This is a genomic window from Corynebacterium sp. CCM 9203, from assembly GCF_041357675.1.
Classification (GTDB): Bacteria; Actinomycetota; Actinomycetes; order Mycobacteriales; family Mycobacteriaceae; genus Corynebacterium.
This window is the reverse complement of the sequence record NZ_JAUERY010000001.1, coordinates 409,128-428,225: the sequence shown is the minus strand read 5'-3', so window position 1 is coordinate 428,225 and position 19,098 is coordinate 409,128. Positions and strand designations below refer to the sequence as shown.

The window sequence follows — 19,098 nt, the reverse complement described above, 5'->3', positions numbered from 1 at the left end:
TCAGACAGTTCCTTCGACGGATCCCTCCGGTCGTTTCCGACCCTCCTGGCGTGCGCGATCCCGATTAGCACGGCGTCGTTTCGCAGCACGGGACCGCCGATCATCCGAGTAGACATCGTGACTGTCGCGCTCAACCGCGGCGGCGAGAAGTTCCTGCTGGACCTTATGCACCGTATTCTCCTGGGGTGTTTCCCGGCGGGCTTCAGCAAGAGCAATCTGGAAGTTGGAGCGCCGGAGCACGATCCGGGTCAATGCCAACGCCACCAGTGTAACGCTGACTGCACCGAGAACCAGACCATACGAAGGACCGACTCCGGGTTCCGTCGGAGGTCGCGACTGGCGCATCCAGATAGCGAACAGCGAATAAAACATGCATGTACCAGAGAAGAACCAGGCGAGGTAAGCGATCAACGCGGAACGGGTAATTATCGTGGCGCCGGTAAGCAGAAGTACACCAACAACACCCGTCCACACGTAGATCCGCTCCGGCCATGTCGTGACGAAGTTCTTTGCCGTATCCGAGAAGAACAACACATCCAACCCAAGCACTTGACCGGAGTGCGGAAGAAAGAGCGACATGAGAAAAGCGACCATCCCCACCCCCAGCAGAACCTGCTGTGTTCCGAGATCGAGAATCCGTGCAGCACGGCGTTCTGCACCAGGCAGATCGTCCATGTAGGGCGCCAGCTTCTCTTGACGCAGCCGCCGACGCCGGTCTTCCGTCGATTCCCCCCCTTGATCGTTCGAGGAACTCTCCGGGGAACTGTTTCTGTCGCTCACGACGTCGGATACTCCTTCACAAAACATTTTTTATCGGGGTACGGACACGTCCGACTATGCCATCCGCGGAGCCTACTGAGGGGCTCAGCAACCGCAACCGGTTTCAACGGGGGTGGATTTCACCGGGGGACGTCCGAATGCAGGGAGCCCGAGGCCGACGCCGGTCGGCCGTGTGGTCGGGGTTCTGCCCGCCTCAGACATGTCTCCGGCAATCGTCCGCCGGTGCGTCAGTACCCCCGCATCAGCGATCAGATAGTGCGGCGCAGATCCGGTGACCCTTGCCGTGACCACGTCACCGGGTCGAATCACCCTGTCGATCGCATCAGGGCTTTCCGGGTCGGAGACCGGGTTGAGATGGACAAGTCTGCCGTCCCGTGCACGCCCTGAGATCCGTTTGGTGTGACTGTTCTTCCGGCCTCCGTCTGCCTGAATCAACAGTTCAACCTGCGTCCCCACGAGTGCAGCGTTCTCTTCTCCGCAGATACGTTCCTGAAGTTCCATGAGACGCTCGAACCGCTCCTGGACGACTTCTTTCGGAATCTGATCCGCGTATTCCGCTGCAGGCGTCCCCGGACGTGGGCTGTACTGGAAGGTGAAGGCCGAGCTGAACCTGCTGGCCTCCACGACATCGAGGGTAGCTTGGAAATCCTCCTCGGTTTCCCCTGGAAAACCGACGATGATATCCGTCGTGATAGCCGCGTGGGGGATCTTTGAGCGGACCTCCTCCAGTATCCCCAGGAACTTCTTCGACCGGTAGCTCCGGCGCATGGCTTTGAGGATTCGATCGGAACCCGATTGGAGAGGCATGTGCAGTTGCGGGCAGATATTCGGCGTCTCCGCCATTGCGTCGATCACATCGGAGGTGAACTCCGCTGGATGTGGGGAGGTGAACCGGACCCTCTCCAGGCCTTCGATATCACCGCAGGCCCGCAGCAGTTTGGAGAACGCCGACCGATCCCGGTCAAGCCCCGGATCGGCGAAATGAACCCCGTATGCGTTGACATTCTGGCCGAGAAGTGTCACCTCCAGGACTCCCTGATCCACCAGTGCCTGAACTTCAGCCAGGATATCCCCCGGACGGCGATCTGCTTCCTTGCCACGGAGCGAAGGAACAATACAGAAAGTACAGGTGTTGTTGCAGCCGACCGAAACACTAACCCATCCCGCGTAGGCGGACTCCCGTTTTGCCGGGAGCACCGAGGGGAACTGTTCGAGAGCGTCAACGATTTCGACGGCCGCTTCCCGGTTGTGCGCAGCACGGTTCAACAGAGCCGGAAGCGAACCGATGTTGTGGGTGCCGAAGACGACATCAACCCAGGGCGCCTTCTGCACCACGACTTCTTTGTCCTTCTGGGCCAGACAGCCTCCGACCGCGATCTGCATTCCGGGTCGGGTGCGCTTCACGGCCCGCAGTGCACCGAGGCTGCCGTAGAGACGCTGGTCCGCATTTTCCCTGACGGCACATGTATTGAACACGACGAGGTCCGGCTCAGCGCCGGTGTTCGCCCGTTCATACCCTGCCTCCTCAAGGAGACCGGCAAGCCGTTCGGAATCATGGACGTTCATCTGGCAACCGAAAGTACGGACTTCGTAGGTGCGTGCGGGCTGGGATGTCGGGTTCTGCTTCAACACAGTGCGCCATTGTAGCCCCAAATACCCCCACCAGCCGAGCTTCCCCGGCCACTCATCCACCAACGACCCGATACCGCTGGTGAAGACCCCGCAGACGTCGCCAACTACCCGTACCCACCACCCCCGCAAGCTGCAACAGAAAAGAAACACACAGGTCGGACAATGTCACGCACCCCCAGACCCCAAGATGTGTCATGAGTTACATTATGATTCGACTATGGCGAACAACACTACTGACACCATGATCCGTATGCGGAACGTGGAGAAGTACTTCGACGACTTTCATGCTCTGAAGAACATCAACCTCGAAGTCCCGAAGGGCCAGGTCGTCGTCGTACTCGGCCCCTCAGGGTCGGGAAAATCGACTCTGTGCCGGACCATCAACCGCCTCGAGACCATTGATTCCGGTGAAATATACATCGACGGCGAGATCCTCCCCGAGGAAGGAAAAGACCTCGCTCGACTCCGGGCCGATGTCGGTATGTGTTTCCAGTCATTCAATCTGTTTCCTCACCTGACCATCAAACGGAACGTGACACTGGCACCGATGAAGGTGCGGGGGATGAAACGGGACGAAGCAGACGCCGAGGCGATGCGGCTACTCGAGAGAGTCGGCATCTCCGAACAAGCTGACAAGTATCCGGCCCAGCTTTCCGGAGGACAGCAGCAACGTGTCGCCATCGCCCGGGCACTCGCCATGAACCCGAAGATCATGCTCTTTGATGAGCCCACATCAGCCCTTGATCCTGAAATGGTGAATGAGGTTCTCGATGTGATGACCGACCTCGCAGAGGGAGGAATGACCATGGTCTGCGTGACCCATGAAATGGGTTTCGCACGAAAAGCCGCCGATCGCGTTCTGTTCATGGACGCCGGTGCGATCATCGAGGACACAGATCCCGCTACCTTCTTCGACAGCCCCAAGTCAGATCGGGCCCGAGACTTCCTCGGAAAGATCCTCGGTCACTGATCATCCTGATCCCCCAAAAAACTCCACCACTACCCCGGCAGATCACGATCCGCCCCGACACAACATAGAAGGACAGCCATGAACTCATTCATCAGAAAGACCCTCGCACTCACTGCAGCAGGCGCAACTGCTCTCGCACTCATTGCCTGCGGCGACAGTAGTGACTCCTCGAGCGCGGGACTCCTTGGCTCCATTGAGTCAGGCAAAGTCAACGTCGGCACCAAGTTCGATCAGCCCGGCCTCGGTCTCCGGAACCCGGACGGTTCCTTCTCCGGCCTGGATGTCGACGTCGCCACATACGTCGTGAACCACATCGCCGAGGAAAACAACTGGGACACCCCGAAAATCACCTGGAGAGAAACCCCATCTGCACAGCGCGAAACCATGATCAAGAATGGTGAAGTCGATCTGATCGCCGCCACGTACTCGATCAACGCCTCCCGAGCAGAAGCCGTCAATTTCGCCGGCCCCTATCTCATCACGCACCAGGCACTCCTGGTACGCAAAGACGATGACAAGATCTCATCCCTCGAAGACCTGGACAAGGGCGGGAAACTCTGCTCTGTTTCCGGTTCCACCCCGGCGCAGAAAGTTAAGGACGCGCTCACAGGTGTCCAGTTACAGGAGTACGATACCTACGCTTCCTGCGTCGAAGCGTTGAGCCAAGGGAAGGTTGACGCCGTCACGACAGACGCAACCATCCTCTACGGTTACGCCGCCCAGTACGACAATCAGTTCCGCGTCATCGAAATGGTCAAGCCAGATGGCAAACCTTTCACCGATGAGTACTACGGCATCGGCGTGAAGAAGGGCGATGAAGCCTCAACCGAAGCCGTGAACACGGCCCTGAAAGAGATGTACTCTTCCGGCGAGTTCACGAAACTACTGAAGAAGAATCTCGGAGATGACGCTTCCGTCGTCGAGGAGGGAACTCCCGGCGATCTTTCCTTCCTGACCGCCAAGTAGGTAACCCGGGGCAAGCGGCCTCTGTTCCTTCACGACACCGACAAGGAGCCTCCACATTCATGAGCGCCATGTGGAATGACCTGGCACCAAGCCTGTGGCCTGCTTTTTGGGTCACTGTCCAGCTAACGGTCTTCTCAGCCATCGGCAGTTTTCTGCTCGGCACCTTTCTCACCGCACTGCGGGTGGCTCCGGTGTCAATCATGCGTCGGCTCTCGGTGCTGTACATCAACACCGTACGGAACACACCGTTGACCCTAATCATTCTTTTCTGCTCAATCGGATTGTACGGAAATCTCGGTCTCACACTTGCACCTGACAACTCACATTTCATCGAGTCGAACAACTTCCGGCTAGCGGTTCTCGGATTCGTGCTCTATACCTCGGCATTCGTCGCCGAGTCACTTCGATCGGGGATCAACACCGTGCACTTCGGCCAGGCGGAGGCAGCCCGGTCCCTGGGACTGACTTTCCCGCAGATCTTCGGATCGGTGATCTTCCCGCAGGCACTACGCGCAGCAATCGTCCCGTTGGGAAACACACTGATCGCCCTGACCAAGAACACCACGGTCGCATCCGTCATCGGGGTCGCCGAGGCGTCACTGCTGATGAAAACAACCATCGAAAATCATGCCGCACATGGCTTTCTGATCTTCGGGATCTTCGCCTTGGGCTTCATCGTTCTCACACTTCCCATGGGGCTACTGGTCAGCCACTACTCGATGAAATTGGCGGTGAGACACTAAATGAGCAGCAGTGTACGTGCAACAGTTCTCTATGACGCACCGGGGCCAAAGGGACGATGGTTAAACCGTATCCTGACGACCGTCACGATCATCAGTGCACTGATCATCAGCATCTGGGCCCTTCGGATTCTCCATGACAACGGGCAGTTCGAGGCAGAGAAATGGACGCCGTTCCTGAAATCAACGACCTGGAGTACCTACCTGATTCCGGGACTGTGGGGAACTCTCAAATCAGCGTTCTGCTCAATCATCCTCGCTCTCATCCTGGGAACGGCTCTCGGACTCGGTCGTCTTTCTCCGAGTCGACCGCTCTCCTTGTTCTGCGGTATCATCGTGGAATTCTTCCGGGCAATTCCAGTGCTCATCCTGATGATCTTCGCCTACCAGATGTTCGCGGTATACAACGTCGTTCCTTCATCACAGCTCGCATTTTCCTCTGTCGTCTTCGGGCTCACCATGTACAACGGCTCCGTGATCGCCGAGATCCTTCGTTCCGGTATCAGGTCACTGCCACGGGGGCAGATGGAAGCAGCCCGGGCCCTCGGGATGTCTCACCGGAAGACAACCTGGTCGGTCCTATTGCCGCAGTCCGTGGCAGCGATGTTGCCTGCGCTGATCTCACAGATGGTCATCGCGCTCAAGGACGCCGCGCTGGGTTACCAGATCGGATACATTGAGATCGTTCGTTCCGGGTTACAGTCAGCTTCCGCATATCGGAACTATCTTCCCGCGCTCATCCTCGTTGCAGTGATCATGATCACGATCAACTACGCGCTCACGCTCCTGGCTGAGCGGATCGAGCGTCAACTCCGTGCCGGGCGTGCCCGAAAACTCATCGTCGCGAAAGTACCCGAACACCCCGATCAAGGTGTCGAAACGAAGGACCGGGCCGTGGTCGACTGGCATGACCCGCTGCACCGTGATCTTCGTTCCCAGGGAGAGTGATCCTACTTTTCCTGGCCTCAAACCCGGCGGAAGACCCCGCCAGAGGCGGCGGCACCATGAGAGAACGTTCCTAGAGGCTTCTGGGTGTTTTCACCGGAGCTCCGAGATCCGTTCATCAAGCGCTGTATCGGCAACTTCCATCGACATCTCATGAGGAAAACCCCGCCTGGCAAGTACGCCCAGTATGCGTCGGAGAGCCTTATCCCGGGCTCTGCGATCTTCCGGGATGCGCGGCACCGTAGTACGGGCTTTCTTACGGGCGAGTCTCATGGCCATCTCCTGTTCGTCAGCCTCCGCGATTTGACCGAGCGCCTCGACCCTTATCCCTGCATCTACGCCTTTATCACGGAGTTCGTTTTCGAGAAGCGCACGTGATTTTCCTCGACGATGATGCCGTTGCCGCACCCATTCGGTCGCAAAATTCCGGTCATCAATGAGGCCCGTCCGCTGGAGGTCATCCAATACATCCGATACAAGCCCCGGAGAGAAATCGAGTTGCTGGAGACGCTCTGTCAGTTCATGTCTAGATCTCGAACGATGATCGAGCAGAAGGAGGGCACGGTGACGAATCTGTGCCCGAGCTTTCTCATCTTCGGAATCAATGGCCCCGGGACAGTCCGCGCCGACTGCTGCCACCAACTCCCGGAGACAGTCGAGTGTGTACGGTTGGTTACCTCTCATCGTCTCACCGGTACGTACCACCACTACCGTTCCTCCTCAATTTCCCATCCCGAGACACAAATCTAAGAAAGCTCGCTATCCGGAAACAGATCATCCTCACGCTTTCTATTCAGCGTCGGAGTCATCAAAATCCACATTTGGGATGACATCAACCGGATCATCGCTCAACGAATCATCATCCGTATGACCCGCCACCCCCAATTTTGCGAAGATCTTGTGCTCGATTTCATCCGAAATATCTGGGTTATCTTTCAGGTAAAGACGTACCTTCTCCTTGCCCTGCCCGAGTTGATCACCGTTGTAGGTAAACCAAGAGCCCGACTTCTTGACGATGCCGTTCTCAACACCAAGATCAATGATCGATGACTCCCTGGAGATACCCTCACCGTAGATGATGTCAAATTCCGCGAGCTTGAAAGGCGGTGCCACCTTATTCTTGGCGACTTTGAGCCGAGTACGGTTTCCGATTGCATCCTGACCGTCCTTGAGGGTCTGAATCCGGCGAACATCACAGCGAACGGAAGCATAAAATTTCAAGGCCTTTCCACCCGTCGTGGTTTCAGGCGATCCAAACATCACACCGATTTTCTCACGCAACTGATTGATGAAGATAGCCGTTGTTCCGGAATTGTGCAGCGCACCGGTCATCTTCCGGAGAGCCTGACTCATGAGTCGAGCCTGCAACCCAACATGGGAGTCCCCCATTTCTCCCTCAATCTCGGCTTTCGGAGTCAACGCCGCGACAGAATCAATGACAATGATGTCGATAGCTCCGGATCTGACGAGCATATCAGCGATCTCCAGCGCCTGTTCCCCGGTATCCGGCTGGCTAACCAGAAGATTGTCCGTGTCCACCCCGAGCTTGCGCGCATATTCCGGATCGAGTGCGTGCTCCGCGTCGATGAAAGCAGCGATCCCGCCCTCCTTCTGCGCCTGCGCCACAGCGTGCAGGGCAACGGTGGTCTTACCAGAAGACTCGGGACCGTAGATCTCGATAATTCGTCCCCGAGGGAAACCACCTACCCCCAGTGCGATATCGATGGCGGTGTTCCCGGAAGAGATGGCCTTCACCGGTGGACGGTTATCGTCCCCTAGCCGCATCACCGCCCCTTTACCGAAGTCTTTCTCGATTCTGGACATGGCGACGTCAAGGGCCTTCCGGCGCTCATCGCCAGTAGATGCCGCGTTGGTCTTCTTCTTCGTTGCCATTGCGATGGGAACCTCGTGCTCTGTCTCGGTGTTATGGGAAAAGTTCGAATGCCCGGGATTTTCGGACCGTGTGCAGACCGTCGCTACCCGACCGGCCAAAACCCTGACACCTATCGGACCGGAGAACCGTCGGGGCGGATCCAGCGGACCCTGAATTCACCTCGAACGGGGGCGACATGATGTTTGCTACCCCGGCAACCGAAGCTCTGATGAGATGGTGCGGACCTGCATCGTCGGACCGTCCCTCCGGGACGTCAGCCAACACATTAATCCACGAGCGCAACAGTGCCCGATCTTACACGCACAAGTGTTCGACATCAATGTGCTCCCTGCCCCTTCACCAAGCGAACGGGACAGGTTGATCACTCATCGGGACCCAACCTACGATTCTCTGGAATCTCGAAGTCACGGCAGATCTCCCACCAGACATCCCTAGGGTCAACACCGGCATCGATCAGCTCAACAGGAGTTTTCCCGAGTCGCGAGAGAACATGTGTGCGTAGAAGCCAACGTCCGTGGGCATGCCCAAATTCCGAGTCGATGAGTCGGTCGAACTGGTGCAGACGCATATCCGACATACTACAGTCGCCTCACGCTTCATCGATCGGGACGGTCGTATTGTTCCCCTGCATGAACACTGTTCAACTGCAGCACCACCGGGTAGTGTCAGCACCCATGAATGACAAAACAATCTTCAATGTGCGCGATCTCGCTTATTCAGCGGTGTTCGCGGCCCTCATTATCGTCCTCGGGTACATCTCTATTCCCGTCGGTTCCGCCGGTGTCCCCATCGTTCTGCAGAATGCAGCCTGTATCGTCGTCGGACTGATCCTCGGCCCACGGCGCGGTTTTCTCGCCCTGGTGATCGTCTTCCTCCTGGGTATCGTCGGACTACCTGTCCTCTCCCAGGGAAAGAGTGTCCTCACTGCCCTCAGCGGCCCGACCGTGGGATACCTGCTCGGCTATCTCCTCGCCCCGTTGATCGCGGGCTTCCTCAGTGCCCGCGCACCTCGTAACCGAGGCGCGATGGCCCTCAACTTCGCACTGGCCTTCCTCGCAGCGCTGCTGGTCCAGTACTTGTTCGGCATTCTAGGCTTGATGTGGCGTGCCGACATGACCCTTGTTTCTGCACTCAAGGTTCAGATCCCCTTCATTCCCGGTGCCGTGGTCAAACTTATTCTCGGTGTTGCGATCGCGGTCGGGGTTCACACAGCGCTACCGGATCTACGCAAGTTCGGTCCACGGAAGACCGGGCACGCGGCAACTGCATAGGGGTTTCGGATAACCCTGTTTCCCTGCGTCGCAGCCCCGACGTAGGGAAACCTGCACGCACCGGACTGATATCCTTCGAAACTCTGCATGATTCGGCCGCGCATGAGAGTACCCAAATAGATAGCTCAATACATCCATTCCCGGGGCTGCGGGGTTCTTTTTCTGGAAGGTGCCCTAACACATGCCCCGGATCGTATTTGAAGAGGTCTCTGCCAGCTTCGCAGGAAAAACAGTGCTGGAGCCTTTATCTCTGGAACTCACTGAGTCAAGGATCGGGATCATCGGAGCTAATGGCGGCGGTAAATCTACGCTGATCCGGATGATCAATGGACTGGGTGAACCGACATCGGGAAAAGTCACTGTCGACGGGGTCAATCCGGCAACCCACGGACGTGACGTCCGACGCCGAGTCGGGTTCGTTTTCTCCGATGCCGAGAACCAGATCATCATGCCGACAGTACGCGAAGACATCGCTTTCTCCCTCCGCAGAATGAAGGTGTCCCGAGAAGAACGTGACGCCCGAGTGGCAGCGATGATGGCACGGTTCGGGCTCACGGAACTAGCGGATTCCTCCCCTCACGTCCTCTCGGGCGGCGAGAAACAACTCCTCGCGCTCGCTGCGGTCCTGATAATCGAGCCTGCAGTGATTATCGCGGATGAACCGACTACCCTCCTGGACCTCCGTAACCGGCTACGCATCCGCCGCGAATTTGACTCACTTGATCAGCAGCTCATCGTCGTCACGCATGACCTGGATTTTCTCACGGGTTTCGACAGGGTGCTCTGTATAGATGATCACCGGATCGTCGCAGATGGAGATCCCCACCAGGTAATACACGACTACCGAAACCAGATGCTGCGGGAGGAGAACTGATGGCCGGACCAGGTTTCACAGCGATCCCGATGGGAGTTTACGTTCCCGGTAACACCTTCATCCACCGGTTCAGCCCATCATGGAAGTTCGCAGCGCTGATCAGCTACATTGTCGGTTCCACCCTGTTCATAAAGACTGTTTCCGGTGCAGTCATCTGTGTCATCGCAGTATCGATACTCGTCGCTGCTGCACGAATTCCGGTGCGGGTCGCGTGGGGCCAGATCTGGCCTGCACTGCCCTTGCTCGGGTTCTTCGCCGCTTTCCAATGGTGGCAACAAGATTTCCACTCGGCAGCCCTTGTTTTTCTGTTGATTACCTCATCAATCATGGCCGCGACACTCCTCACCCTGACCACCCGGGTTTCTGCGATGATGGATGCACTTCAAGAGAGCCTCCGCCCGCTCGAAAGGCTCGGAATCCCAGCCGGGAAGATAAGCTTGGCGATGTCGCTCACCATCAGGCTCATACCATTACAGTTGGCAACGGTTCGTGAAGTTTTGGATGCCAGGAAAGCACGGGGCGCCACGGTGTCGGTGACCGCTTTCGGGACGCCCGTCATCATCAGGTCTATTCGGCGAGCTCAACAGATCTCGGACGCACTCCTCGCACGCGGCGTCGATGACTGATGCTTCTCCTCACCCGCAGACAACGGTTGCCCCCACTTTCAGAATGAGTTCAGGATGAAAAGGGATGCGGCAGCGGTGTAGTCACCGGCCGCACCCCTTTCTCCCGAAACCGAGGTGGAACTACTACTTGTCCCTGTTTTCCTCGCGTAGCTGCCGCATCTTTTCTTCAACAGCGGAAGTTGTCACATTCGGGCTGGAAGACTCTCCTCCGCTGTTCTCGAGCTGCCGCTCCGGGCTACCCGTGCCGAGCTTTTCAGCGGCCATCTGGGCACGAATCTGCTCGAGACGACTGTGCCCGGCAAGCTGCACTCCAGCCTGTTCAACCTCAGCCATACGGTTCTCCACGGAGTTCTCGGCGAGTTCAGCCTGGCCCAGGGCATTGGCGTAGCGGCGTTCAATCTTCTCTCTAACCTGATCGAGATTAGGGGTACTGCCGGACGCAGTCATGGAGTTCATCGAACGCAGTGACTCGGAGACCTTCTCCTGCATCTTCGCCTGCTCCAACTGGCTAAGGAGCTTCGTGCGTTCTCCAACCTTTTGTTGCAGCATCATTGCGTTACGTTCAACTGCCTTCTTAGCCTGGGCTGCCTGCTGGAGAGCCTGATCGTGAAGCTGTTTGGTATCTTCAACCGACTGTTCCGCGGTAACCAGTTGAGCAGAGAAAGCTTCTGCTGCATTGGTGTATTCAGTAGCTTTCGCCATGTCGCCATCGGCTGCTGCACGGTCAGCAAGCTCAAGTGCTTGACGGGTGTTCGCCTGAAGTTTCTCGATGTCTGCGAGACGACGATTGAGCTGCATTTCAAGCTGGCGCTGATTACCGATGATCGTCGCCGCCTGCTGCGAGAGAGCCTGGTGCTGACGCTGCGCATCCTCAATGGCCTGCTGAATCTGAACCTTGGGGTCAGCATGTTCCTCAATTTTGGAGTCGAACAGCGCGATAACGTACTTCCAAGCCTTGACAAAGGGGTTAGCCATAGTAAGAATCGAGCCTTCCGTTCATTAACTCAAAAACCCACGGCGGCGTAAGCGGTGGGCGTGATGCGGTGCGGGCGTAAAACCTACCCGGGTATTGTACGGACGTCGCCCCAGCCGAAAAGGACCGGAACTATTACCAATCTAACGGTTACGACACTACACCGCAGCCAGATCAGCTTCAGCGGTGTGCACCGCCATTGAGCCCGCCGCCTCGATCAGAACATCTGAGACACTCGTCCCGAGTGCATGGCAGACTGCGGCAAGGAGCTCCGAAGAGACTTCTTTGCGGCCGCGTTCCAGCTCGGAGAGGTATCCCGGCGACACTCGAGATGTCTCCGCGAGTTCCCGGAGCGTTATCCCCCGGTCCGCACGGAATGCACGGAGTGCGGAGCCGAGTGCCTCACGCAGGAGAGGTTCTCTCGGTTCATCAGTACGCGCCGGTACCCGGACCGGCTGATCGAGAAGAGCAGTGTAAGTAGCCATCACTGGGTCTAACGTATGAGCTGTCGGGTTTGTTCCCTGAAAGCGGAAAACTCCGTTCAGAAAATCGGGAGTTCACCCACTACGTCGTGACGTGACCCCACGCTATGCGCCCGTTTCGGTTCTAGCGAACTCCTGAAGCATCTGCCGCAGTGCCACCATAACTGCGGCATGACGAATCTCATTCCTGTTCCCCCTGAGAAGCTCGTCGCCATCCGGCAACGAGTTAGCCCTGTACGCGTGGGTTTCCCCCGATGGTGTCGAGAAACCGATCCACACCTCCCCGACTGGCTTCCCATCCTGTGGATCGGGTCCCGCGACCCCCGTGAGCGAGACACCCCAGTCCGCTCCACAAACCCGCTTCACTCCGAGTGCCATCGCCTGTGCACACTCCGGGGAAATAACTCCGTGTGTGTCCACGATATCCCGATCCACGCCCGCGAGAGTGATCTTCAATTCTGTTGCATAGGTAACCAGACCACCGCGGAGAACCTTTGATGCTCCTGGAACACCCGCCAGCACGGCAGTAGCCAGCCCCGCAGTCAAAGACTCGCAGAACGCTACGGTGTCTCCCCGTCCCCGGAGTACGGCAACAACTCGTTCAGGCAGAACCTCGTCGATCGGAAAAGTGCTCTGCACAGGATCACCGACGCCGGGAAGTAAGAATGTACTGGACCCCGGTCGCCACGGTAACCAGAACAGCAACCAGCATCACGAGAACAACCAAAGGATGCAGGAAACCGGGGAGTGGAAGAAGATACAGTGCAACAGCGACCGACTGAAGTACAGTCTTGAGTTTTCCGCCCCGGGAAGCCGGAACGACACGTCCCGCCCTGAGCTGCCCCATTCGCCAGAGGGTGATACCGAGTTCTCTCACCACGATGAGAACGGTCACCCACCACCACAGCGCGCCCGTCAGGTTGAGACTGATCAGCGCCGCGATCATCAATGCCTTATCGGCGATAGGGTCGGCGATTTTACCGAAGTTAGTTACGAGACCACGGGCACGTGCGATGTCACCGTCAAGTTTGTCCGTGATCATCAAGGCGATGAAGAGCACGAAGGAAGCCCACATCCAGCCCGCATGCTCACTACCACTCCGGAGCACCAACCACACGAACAACGGGATTGCGATGATCCGCAGAGAGGTGAGAACATTGGGCAAATTGAGGTTAGACGGCGACTCCGCTGCTCCGCTGGTTTTCTTCATGGCACCACTCACACTCCCCTACAGTACTCACATTGTCGGACCACGCCGTCAGGAGGTGTCCAGGGCTATAATCGGTGGACATGAACACCTTCGTCGTCGAGTACGCTTATCCGGCAGATTCTTCTCTCATCACCGAAGTTCGGCCACGTCACCGTGAGTTTCTCGCAGAACTCAAGGAAAAAGGGCAGTTGATCGGTTCGGGTCCGTACACCGATGGTGACGGCGGTGCCTTGATTGTGATCCGGCTACCCGAACCCTCGACACTTGATGACGCACGCGAACTCATGGATCGGGATCCCTTCCACACCGAAGGCGCGCTCACCGCGCGGTTCTTCCATTCCTGGAACCCGGTTCTCAATGTCTTCGGAGGGTGAGATATCCCCGGGCCACTATAGAAAACAATGATGCCCTCCCGGTACCGACCAAGTACCGGGAGGGCATCATTGTTTTTCTACCCCCGGACACTTCTAGGAGACGTGGGTACCGGGTTCCTCCGGAATATCCTTCGCTTTGTTCCACTTTGGCGGAACGGCACCCTGCACCGCGTCCCGCTTCGTCTTGATCACCGAGGCTACGGTCGTAAGGAATAGGGTCACCACGATGAACACCAGGGAGAACGCGGTAGAAACATCAGGGACATGAATCGGGTGCCCGCCGTTGATGAAGGGGAGACTGTTCTCATGCATCGCGTGGAGTGTGAGCTTAACACCGATAAAACCGAGAATTGCCCCGAGTCCGTAAGGGAGATAGACAAGCCGATCCAGCAGTCCATCCAATAAGAAGTACATCTGGCGTAACCCCATCAAAGCGAAGGCGTTCGCGGTGAACACGATGTACGGTTCCCTGGTCAGCCCGAAGATAGCGGGAATCGAATCAAACGCGAACATGAGGTCTATAAATCCGATACACACGAGGCAGATCATCAACGGAGTGACCATCTTCCGGCCATCAATGCGGGTGAACAGTTTGTCCCTGTCGAAGGCACTCGACACCGGGACAGCCGTTCGAACCGTCCGGACTACGAGCATGTCATCAACCTGGGTCTCCTCGACCCCTCGAACCTCGTCAACAATGAGTTTGATCGCCGTATAGAGCAAAAACGCCCCGAAAATATAGAAGACCCAGCTCGCCGCATTGATCGCCGCAGCGCCGAGTCCGATGAAGATGCCCCGGAAAAGCAACGCCAGTGCGATGCCAATGAGCAGTACCTTCTGCTGGTAAGCCCGTGGCACCTTGAAGGACCCTATTATCAGGGCGAAAATGAAGAGATTATCCACGCTCAGTGACAATTCTGTGATGTAACCGGCGAAGAACTCAATACCGTGCTGGTGGCTCCCCTCCGAGCCTCCCCAGGTAAACCATAGGAATACACCGAACAGACATGCGAGCAGGACATAGAAGACCATCCACCCCGCAGCCTCCTTCATGGTCGGCTCGTGCGGGCTACGCACGTGACTCAGGAAATCGAAGGCGATGAAACCGAGTAGAACAATAACGGTGATGACCCAGGTGAAGGTGTTTACTTCCATTTGAAAAAGACCTCCGGTCTCAGAATATGACGTGAAAACCGGAGGTCTCCCCCGCTACCCGGCTGGATAGCCGACACGGCCGGGAAATCGTGCCGGGCACCGGTTGTACGGTACGACGACCGATTTCCGTGTTGACGACCGGTGCCGATAGGTGGGGTACTCCCCTCCATGACCGGAACCACTCTACAGCGACCGTACCGACCGGCGCCAACGATGCGCTATACCCGGTCAGAAGATTCCACCCGCGGGGTTCGCGTTGACGACGGTAGAGCCGCCACCGCCATCTTCATTCGGGCTTTCACCGAAATCATCGTCTTTCGGAGCCTCCTCGGGGTCTCCTCCCTTGATCATCCAGATGATCGTGTCCAGTTCCTCGGGTTTGACCAGCACCTCGCGGGCCTTGGACCCCTCAGAAGGACCGACAACCCCTCTGGTCTCCATCAGATCCATGAGTCGACCGGCCTTCGCGAAGCCGATGCGGAGCTTCCGCTGCAGCATTGATGTGGAACCGAACTGGCTGGTCACAACAAGTTCGACGGCTTGGAGCAGATCGTCGAGATCGTCTCCGATATCATCGTCGATATTTCTCTTGGACTCCGAGGCCTTATCCTCAGTCACTCCTTCCGTGTAATCAGGCTCAGCTTGTGCCTTCGCGGCATCAACAACTGCCTGAACCTCTTCATCGGTCACGAATGCACCCTGGATACGCTGTGGTTTTCCGGCACCCTGCGGGATAAAGAGCGCATCACCCATACCAATGAGTTTCTCGGCTCCGGCCTGGTCGAGAATCACGCGAGAGTCCGTGAGTGAAGAGGTAGCGAAAGCCAGGCGAGAGGGAACATTCGTCTTGATCAGACCCGTGACCACGTCTACTGACGGACGCTGGGTGGCCAGAACCAGATGGATGCCGGCAGCACGTGCCTTCTGGGTGATCCGGACGATGGAATCCTCGATTTCCTTCGGAGCAGTCATCATCAGGTCCGCGAGCTCATCGACAACACAGACAATGTAGGGATAGGGACGGTACTCCCGCTGAGACCCCTGGGGGGCGGTTATATCTCCTGAAAGTACCTTGCGGTTGAAATCCTTGATGTGGCGGACGCGAGCAGACTTCATGTCCATGTAACGTTGCTCCATCTCCTCCACGAGCCACTGCAACGCCGCCGCAGCCTTTTTGGGTTGTGTGATGATCGGCGTGATCAGATGCGGAATTCCCTCATAGGGAGTGAGCTCCACCATCTTCGGATCGACCAAGATCAGACGCACCTGCTCAGGCGTGGCACGGGTGAGCAGGGAGACCAGCAACGAATTCACGAATGCCGATTTACCCGAACCTGTGGCACCCGCAACCAGAAGGTGCGGCATCTTCTGCATGGAGTGGGAGACAAACTCCCCTTCAATGTCCTTTCCCAGGCCGATGAGCATCGGATCATGGTTTCCCACGGTCGCGGGAGCATTAAGCACATCTCCGAGACGAACCATCTCCCGGTCGCTGTTCGGGACCTCAATACCGACGAGTGACTTGCCGGGGATCGGAGTGAGCAGGCGTACATTGTCCGTTGCGGCGGCATAGGCGAGATTCGACTGCAAGTTCGTGATCTTCGATACCTTGACACCGGGGCCCAACTCGACCTCATAGCGGGTAACCGTCGGTCCCCGGGAAAACCCGACAACGGAGGCATCGACGTTGAATTCGTTGAACACCGCGGTAATTGCCTCGATCATCCGATCATTGGCTTCGGAGCGGGTCTTTGGCCGGTGACCGGGAATGAGCATGTCGGCACTCGGGACAACATAGCTGTCGGTTCCCGAGAATCTGGTTGGCTCAGTGTTCTGTTGGGTGGTGTCAGCCTGGGCCGGGCGAGTCCCCGGCCGCTCACTGACCGGGACCGAAGCGGGAACGGCTGCGGCATCGACCCCGGATCTGGCGACGATCGCCTGCCGTACCGCTTCCCTGGACGCCGCTACCGCATCTTCAACCCCTCGTGTAACGGCAGCGGCCGCCGCTCCCGCGTTTCCGGTACCTGTAGCAGCCTGGGTCACCGCACCTGCAACCGTTCCAACCGCCGTATCCACCACGTCACCAACAGGTATCTTGCTGCCTGATCCGGAGATCGTGGCTTCCCGGGATTTCCGAGCTGGCTGGGATAAATCCGGGACAACGGGAAGTTCACTGGTATCCGACACCGAAGGTGGCTGTTTTCTCCGGGATCGCTGAGCTTTCTCTGCGGCTCCCCCGGAAAACAGTGTGTGCACTTCGGCACCGTCATCCTCGTCATCATCATCGGTAAGCGGGTACGCCTCCATTGGGCTCGTATGCCTACGGTTGACCGAACTGCGATGGGTGGGGCGATAAGTCTCCTCGTAGCCGGAGAAGTCGGCGACGTCATCAGCGTCCTCGTCGTTAACGTCCGACTCGGTGCTCCTGGAGTGAGGGCCGAACCCGAAGAAGGATGCGATTCCCCCTAGGAAAGACGGTTGTGTGCTTTCGCTATCTGCGGCAACTTCGTTATCCGAAGCACGGTATTCCCGGCCTCGACTCAGGTGCATGACGAGCTCACGGACCGTTATGTCCGTTACTTTCAGTGCACCGTAGACGATGACGAGTAACAACAGAGGAACCGCTATGTAGGGGGTGAATCCCCTGGCGACGACATCTCCCACGAGGACGCCAATGATCCCACCCGCACTGTGTCGCCCAGGGATGTCCCTCGGTAACCCGGCGAAGATGTGGATGAGTCCGAGCATCGAGACGATGATAAGTACCAGTCCCGCAGTGATTCGCGGGGACCCGGAGGACGTCCCTCCACTGGCACGCCCACCGCCGATCATGAGGAAGAACGCGATGGTGACGAGTGCGATCGGAAGAACGAGAGCTCCCGCGCCGATCAGCCAGCGTACTCCCCCGTCAATAGCACGTCCCACGGGACCTGAGATGTTGAACCACACAGCTCCTCCGAGAATCACCGCCAGCGCGATGAGCACTAGGCCGGCACCGTCGTGACTACCAACAGGCGATTCCTCAACGTCATGACCTTCAGGATCATCCGCTTCACCGGAGCCACCACGGCGGGTATCCTCAGCAGCCCGAGTCGTCTCTGCGGAGCCCCCCTCGGAGGACTTGCGCCGCGGTATTCCCTTACGCAACTGAGCTTCCTCCGTACGCTCTTCCGTCAATGGGGTGTCAGAACTCCGCGAACCTACAGAGCGGGCGGTATTTCCGAGACCTCGCGCCACAGACCCGAAGAAACCGCGAACACCACCACTGATCGGGCCGAAGGCACTTCCAGTGCGTTCCCCGGTCGTTGCGGACGCACGCTGTGCTGAACGGGTCTGCACCGCCTGAGTACTCCGTTGACTACGCGAGTTTCCGGGACGATTCTTGTCTCGGCGTGCTGATCCGGGACGACTCTTAGCTGGCATGACTGCCAGGATAGACGCATCAGACACTTCAGTCACAGAAGCAACGTCTCATCCTCCACCGAAACCGCTTTCACCTCGGGATGCGCCAGAACAAAATCAGATGCGGGTGAAGCAGATTCGCTCTCGCTCTCCCCTCACCGTGACGTCAGCTTGTCGTCCGAAGCAGAAGACCAAAATCTCACCAACCGGTCCCGCGACACGGACAACGTCTGAGCCACTACCTGCGATACCACGATGCCCGGCAGCCACGATGGGAGACGCACCTTCAGGATCAAGTATCACGGGGGCAACTGATTTCCGCAGAAGCCGGGCAGCGCCCCTACGGAGGAGGACCAGCATCTGCTGTTCATCCTCCAGCGAAAACGACCTAGGTTTCCATCCCGGTCGAGCTCGCCGGACGTCCTCATGGTGTATGAAGTGTTCCACAGTGTTGACCTGCGCGTCGATGAGCCTCAGCGGGCTGAATCGGGGCGGCCCCGAAGCCCATTTGCGGACGATCTCCGAGTAGTCGCGGGCACCGATCTTCTCACTGACAGATCTCAGATGTCCACCGAATCCAGGGACAAACAACCCCGGAAGAGCATCGGGGCGAGTCTCCCGGAGCAGCAGGTGAACTGCCATGTCCCGTGTCGTCCACCCAGTACAGAGCGTGGGTGCCTCGGGACCGAGCTCGAGCAGGAGCGCGCCGAGTTCGGCACGTTCGGTGGCGGCAAAAGTCATGGCCCCAGCCTAGTCGGCGCCACCCAAGGGGCGGCGCCGACAGGCCGGGGCCAGAACACTCGA

At 57.8% G+C, this 19,098-nt stretch carries 20 protein-coding genes; 8 read left to right on the top strand and 12 right to left on the bottom strand.

What is annotated here, in order from left to right; genetic code table 11:
• A complete protein-coding gene (locus tag QWU44_RS01830; RefSeq protein WP_370913998.1) occupies positions 1–780 on the bottom strand; it encodes a hypothetical protein in 780 nt (259 codons plus the stop codon).
• A gap of 84 nt (positions 781–864) precedes the next feature.
• The gene (gene miaB, locus QWU44_RS01825) at positions 865–2,412 is read right to left on the bottom strand and encodes a tRNA (N6-isopentenyl adenosine(37)-C2)-methylthiotransferase MiaB (RefSeq protein WP_370913997.1); all 1,548 of its coding nucleotides are present in this window, start codon (positions 2,410–2,412) and stop codon (positions 865–867) included.
• A 241-nt stretch (positions 2,413–2,653) separates the two neighbouring features.
• On the opposite strand from miaB, the gene gluA reads away from it, so the two are divergent.
• The 4 genes from gluA to QWU44_RS01805 all read left to right on the top strand — a co-directional run bounded on the left by gluA (position 2,654) and on the right by QWU44_RS01805 (position 6,036).
• Complete coding sequence (gene gluA / locus QWU44_RS01820; protein WP_370914293.1) at positions 2,654–3,382, top strand: glutamate ABC transporter ATP-binding protein GluA; 729 nt, start codon at positions 2,654–2,656, stop codon at positions 3,380–3,382.
• Positions 3,383–3,460: 78 nt separating this feature from the next.
• Positions 3,461–4,348 carry a glutamate ABC transporter substrate-binding protein gene (locus QWU44_RS01815; protein ID WP_370913996.1) on the top strand — a complete coding sequence of 296 codons (888 nt, stop codon included), beginning with the start codon at positions 3,461–3,463 and terminating at the stop codon, positions 4,346–4,348.
• Between the two features lie 59 nt (positions 4,349–4,407).
• Positions 4,408–5,091, top strand: a complete 684-nt coding sequence (locus tag QWU44_RS01810; RefSeq protein ID WP_370913995.1) for an amino acid ABC transporter permease — start codon at positions 4,408–4,410, stop codon at positions 5,089–5,091.
• Positions 5,092–6,036 (top strand): amino acid ABC transporter permease, encoded by a 945-nt coding sequence (locus QWU44_RS01805; RefSeq protein ID WP_370913994.1) that lies wholly within the window; start codon positions 5,092–5,094, stop codon positions 6,034–6,036.
• Positions 6,037–6,126: 90 nt separating this feature from the next.
• Here QWU44_RS01805 and QWU44_RS01800 read toward each other — a convergent pair whose 3' ends face one another.
• The 3 genes from QWU44_RS01800 to QWU44_RS01790 form a co-directional block, all read right to left on the bottom strand.
• Positions 6,127–6,717, bottom strand: coding sequence for a regulatory protein RecX (locus QWU44_RS01800; RefSeq protein ID WP_370914292.1), 591 nt, complete (start codon positions 6,715–6,717; stop codon positions 6,127–6,129).
• A 105-nt stretch (positions 6,718–6,822) separates the two neighbouring features.
• Positions 6,823–7,926: a recombinase RecA gene (gene recA, locus QWU44_RS01795; RefSeq protein WP_370913993.1), complete on the bottom strand. Its 1,104-nt coding sequence runs from the start codon at positions 7,924–7,926 to the stop codon at positions 6,823–6,825.
• Between the two features lie 362 nt (positions 7,927–8,288).
• Positions 8,289–8,495 (bottom strand): DUF3046 domain-containing protein, encoded by a 207-nt coding sequence (locus tag QWU44_RS01790; protein WP_370913992.1) that lies wholly within the window; start codon positions 8,493–8,495, stop codon positions 8,289–8,291.
• 106 nt (positions 8,496–8,601) lie between these two features.
• Between QWU44_RS01790 and QWU44_RS01785 the strand changes: the two genes are divergently transcribed.
• From QWU44_RS01785 to QWU44_RS01775, 3 genes are all read left to right on the top strand, one after another.
• Positions 8,602–9,198 (top strand): biotin transporter BioY, encoded by a 597-nt coding sequence (locus QWU44_RS01785; RefSeq protein ID WP_370913991.1) that lies wholly within the window; start codon positions 8,602–8,604, stop codon positions 9,196–9,198.
• A gap of 181 nt (positions 9,199–9,379) precedes the next feature.
• Complete coding sequence (locus QWU44_RS01780; RefSeq protein ID WP_370913990.1) at positions 9,380–10,072, top strand: energy-coupling factor ABC transporter ATP-binding protein; 693 nt, start codon at positions 9,380–9,382, stop codon at positions 10,070–10,072.
• Positions 10,072–10,698, top strand: a complete 627-nt coding sequence (locus QWU44_RS01775; protein ID WP_370913989.1) for an energy-coupling factor transporter transmembrane protein EcfT — start codon at positions 10,072–10,074, stop codon at positions 10,696–10,698. The genes QWU44_RS01780 and QWU44_RS01775 overlap by 1 nt, the downstream gene beginning before the upstream one ends.
• Positions 10,699–10,821: 123 nt before the next feature.
• On the opposite strand, the gene QWU44_RS01770 is transcribed toward QWU44_RS01775, so the two are convergent.
• From QWU44_RS01770 to pgsA, 4 genes are all read right to left on the bottom strand, one after another.
• Positions 10,822–11,673 (bottom strand): PspA/IM30 family protein, encoded by an 852-nt coding sequence (locus QWU44_RS01770; protein WP_370913988.1) that lies wholly within the window; start codon positions 11,671–11,673, stop codon positions 10,822–10,824.
• 156 nt (positions 11,674–11,829) lie between these two features.
• Positions 11,830–12,156 carry a helix-turn-helix domain-containing protein gene (locus QWU44_RS01765; RefSeq protein WP_370913987.1) on the bottom strand — a complete coding sequence of 109 codons (327 nt, stop codon included), beginning with the start codon at positions 12,154–12,156 and terminating at the stop codon, positions 11,830–11,832.
• A gap of 102 nt (positions 12,157–12,258) precedes the next feature.
• Positions 12,259–12,792 (bottom strand): CinA family protein, encoded by a 534-nt coding sequence (locus QWU44_RS01760; protein ID WP_370913986.1) that lies wholly within the window; start codon positions 12,790–12,792, stop codon positions 12,259–12,261.
• Between the two features lie 4 nt (positions 12,793–12,796).
• Entirely contained in the window at positions 12,797–13,363 is a 567-nt protein-coding gene (pgsA, locus tag QWU44_RS01755; RefSeq protein WP_370913985.1) for a CDP-diacylglycerol--glycerol-3-phosphate 3-phosphatidyltransferase, read from the bottom strand.
• A gap of 80 nt (positions 13,364–13,443) precedes the next feature.
• Between pgsA and QWU44_RS01750 the strand changes: the two genes are divergently transcribed.
• Positions 13,444–13,737 carry a YciI family protein gene (locus QWU44_RS01750; RefSeq protein ID WP_370913984.1) on the top strand — a complete coding sequence of 98 codons (294 nt, stop codon included), beginning with the start codon at positions 13,444–13,446 and terminating at the stop codon, positions 13,735–13,737.
• A gap of 93 nt (positions 13,738–13,830) precedes the next feature.
• Here QWU44_RS01750 and QWU44_RS01745 read toward each other — a convergent pair whose 3' ends face one another.
• The 3 genes from QWU44_RS01745 to QWU44_RS01735 form a co-directional block, all read right to left on the bottom strand.
• Entirely contained in the window at positions 13,831–14,892 is a 1,062-nt protein-coding gene (locus QWU44_RS01745; protein WP_370913983.1) for a TerC family protein, read from the bottom strand.
• Positions 14,893–15,120: 228 nt separating this feature from the next.
• On the bottom strand, positions 15,121–18,315 hold the full coding sequence (locus tag QWU44_RS01740; RefSeq protein ID WP_370913982.1) for a DNA translocase FtsK: 3,195 nt from the start codon (positions 18,313–18,315) through the stop codon (positions 15,121–15,123).
• Between the two features lie 96 nt (positions 18,316–18,411).
• Positions 18,412–19,035 (bottom strand): TIGR03085 family metal-binding protein, encoded by a 624-nt coding sequence (locus QWU44_RS01735; protein WP_370913981.1) that lies wholly within the window; start codon positions 19,033–19,035, stop codon positions 18,412–18,414.
• Positions 19,036–19,098: the final 63 nt, after the last annotated feature.

Bases quoted from the DNA above. Each gene is read 5' to 3' on its own strand.
- QWU44_RS01770 (WP_370913988.1), bottom strand. From the start codon at position 11,673: ATGGCTAACCCCTTTGTCAAGGCTTGGAAGTACGTTATCGCGCTGTTC.
- QWU44_RS01780 (WP_370913990.1), top strand. From the start codon at position 9,380: ATGCCCCGGATCGTATTTGAAGAGGTCTCTGCCAGCTTCGCAGGAAAA.
- QWU44_RS01790 (WP_370913992.1), bottom strand. From the start codon at position 8,495: ATGCGTCTGCACCAGTTCGACCGACTCATCGACTCGGAATTTGGGCAT.
- QWU44_RS01750 (WP_370913984.1), top strand. From the start codon at position 13,444: ATGAACACCTTCGTCGTCGAGTACGCTTATCCGGCAGATTCTTCTCTC.
- QWU44_RS01740 (WP_370913982.1), bottom strand. From the start codon at position 18,315: ATGCCAGCTAAGAGTCGTCCCGGATCAGCACGCCGAGACAAGAATCGT.
- QWU44_RS01735 (WP_370913981.1), bottom strand. From the start codon at position 19,035: ATGACTTTTGCCGCCACCGAACGTGCCGAACTCGGCGCGCTCCTGCTC.
- recA (WP_370913993.1), bottom strand. From the start codon at position 7,926: ATGGCAACGAAGAAGAAGACCAACGCGGCATCTACTGGCGATGAGCGC.
- pgsA (WP_370913985.1), bottom strand. From the start codon at position 13,363: ATGAAGAAAACCAGCGGAGCAGCGGAGTCGCCGTCTAACCTCAATTTG.
- gluA (WP_370914293.1), top strand. From the start codon at position 2,654: ATGATCCGTATGCGGAACGTGGAGAAGTACTTCGACGACTTTCATGCT.
- QWU44_RS01745 (WP_370913983.1), bottom strand. From the start codon at position 14,892: ATGGAAGTAAACACCTTCACCTGGGTCATCACCGTTATTGTTCTACTC.
- QWU44_RS01765 (WP_370913987.1), bottom strand. From the start codon at position 12,156: ATGGCTACTTACACTGCTCTTCTCGATCAGCCGGTCCGGGTACCGGCG.
- QWU44_RS01805 (WP_370913994.1), top strand. From the start codon at position 5,092: ATGAGCAGCAGTGTACGTGCAACAGTTCTCTATGACGCACCGGGGCCA.
- QWU44_RS01800 (WP_370914292.1), bottom strand. From the start codon at position 6,717: ATGAGAGGTAACCAACCGTACACACTCGACTGTCTCCGGGAGTTGGTG.
- QWU44_RS01785 (WP_370913991.1), top strand. From the start codon at position 8,602: ATGAATGACAAAACAATCTTCAATGTGCGCGATCTCGCTTATTCAGCG.
- QWU44_RS01815 (WP_370913996.1), top strand. From the start codon at position 3,461: ATGAACTCATTCATCAGAAAGACCCTCGCACTCACTGCAGCAGGCGCA.
- QWU44_RS01775 (WP_370913989.1), top strand. From the start codon at position 10,072: ATGGCCGGACCAGGTTTCACAGCGATCCCGATGGGAGTTTACGTTCCC.
- QWU44_RS01810 (WP_370913995.1), top strand. From the start codon at position 4,408: ATGAGCGCCATGTGGAATGACCTGGCACCAAGCCTGTGGCCTGCTTTT.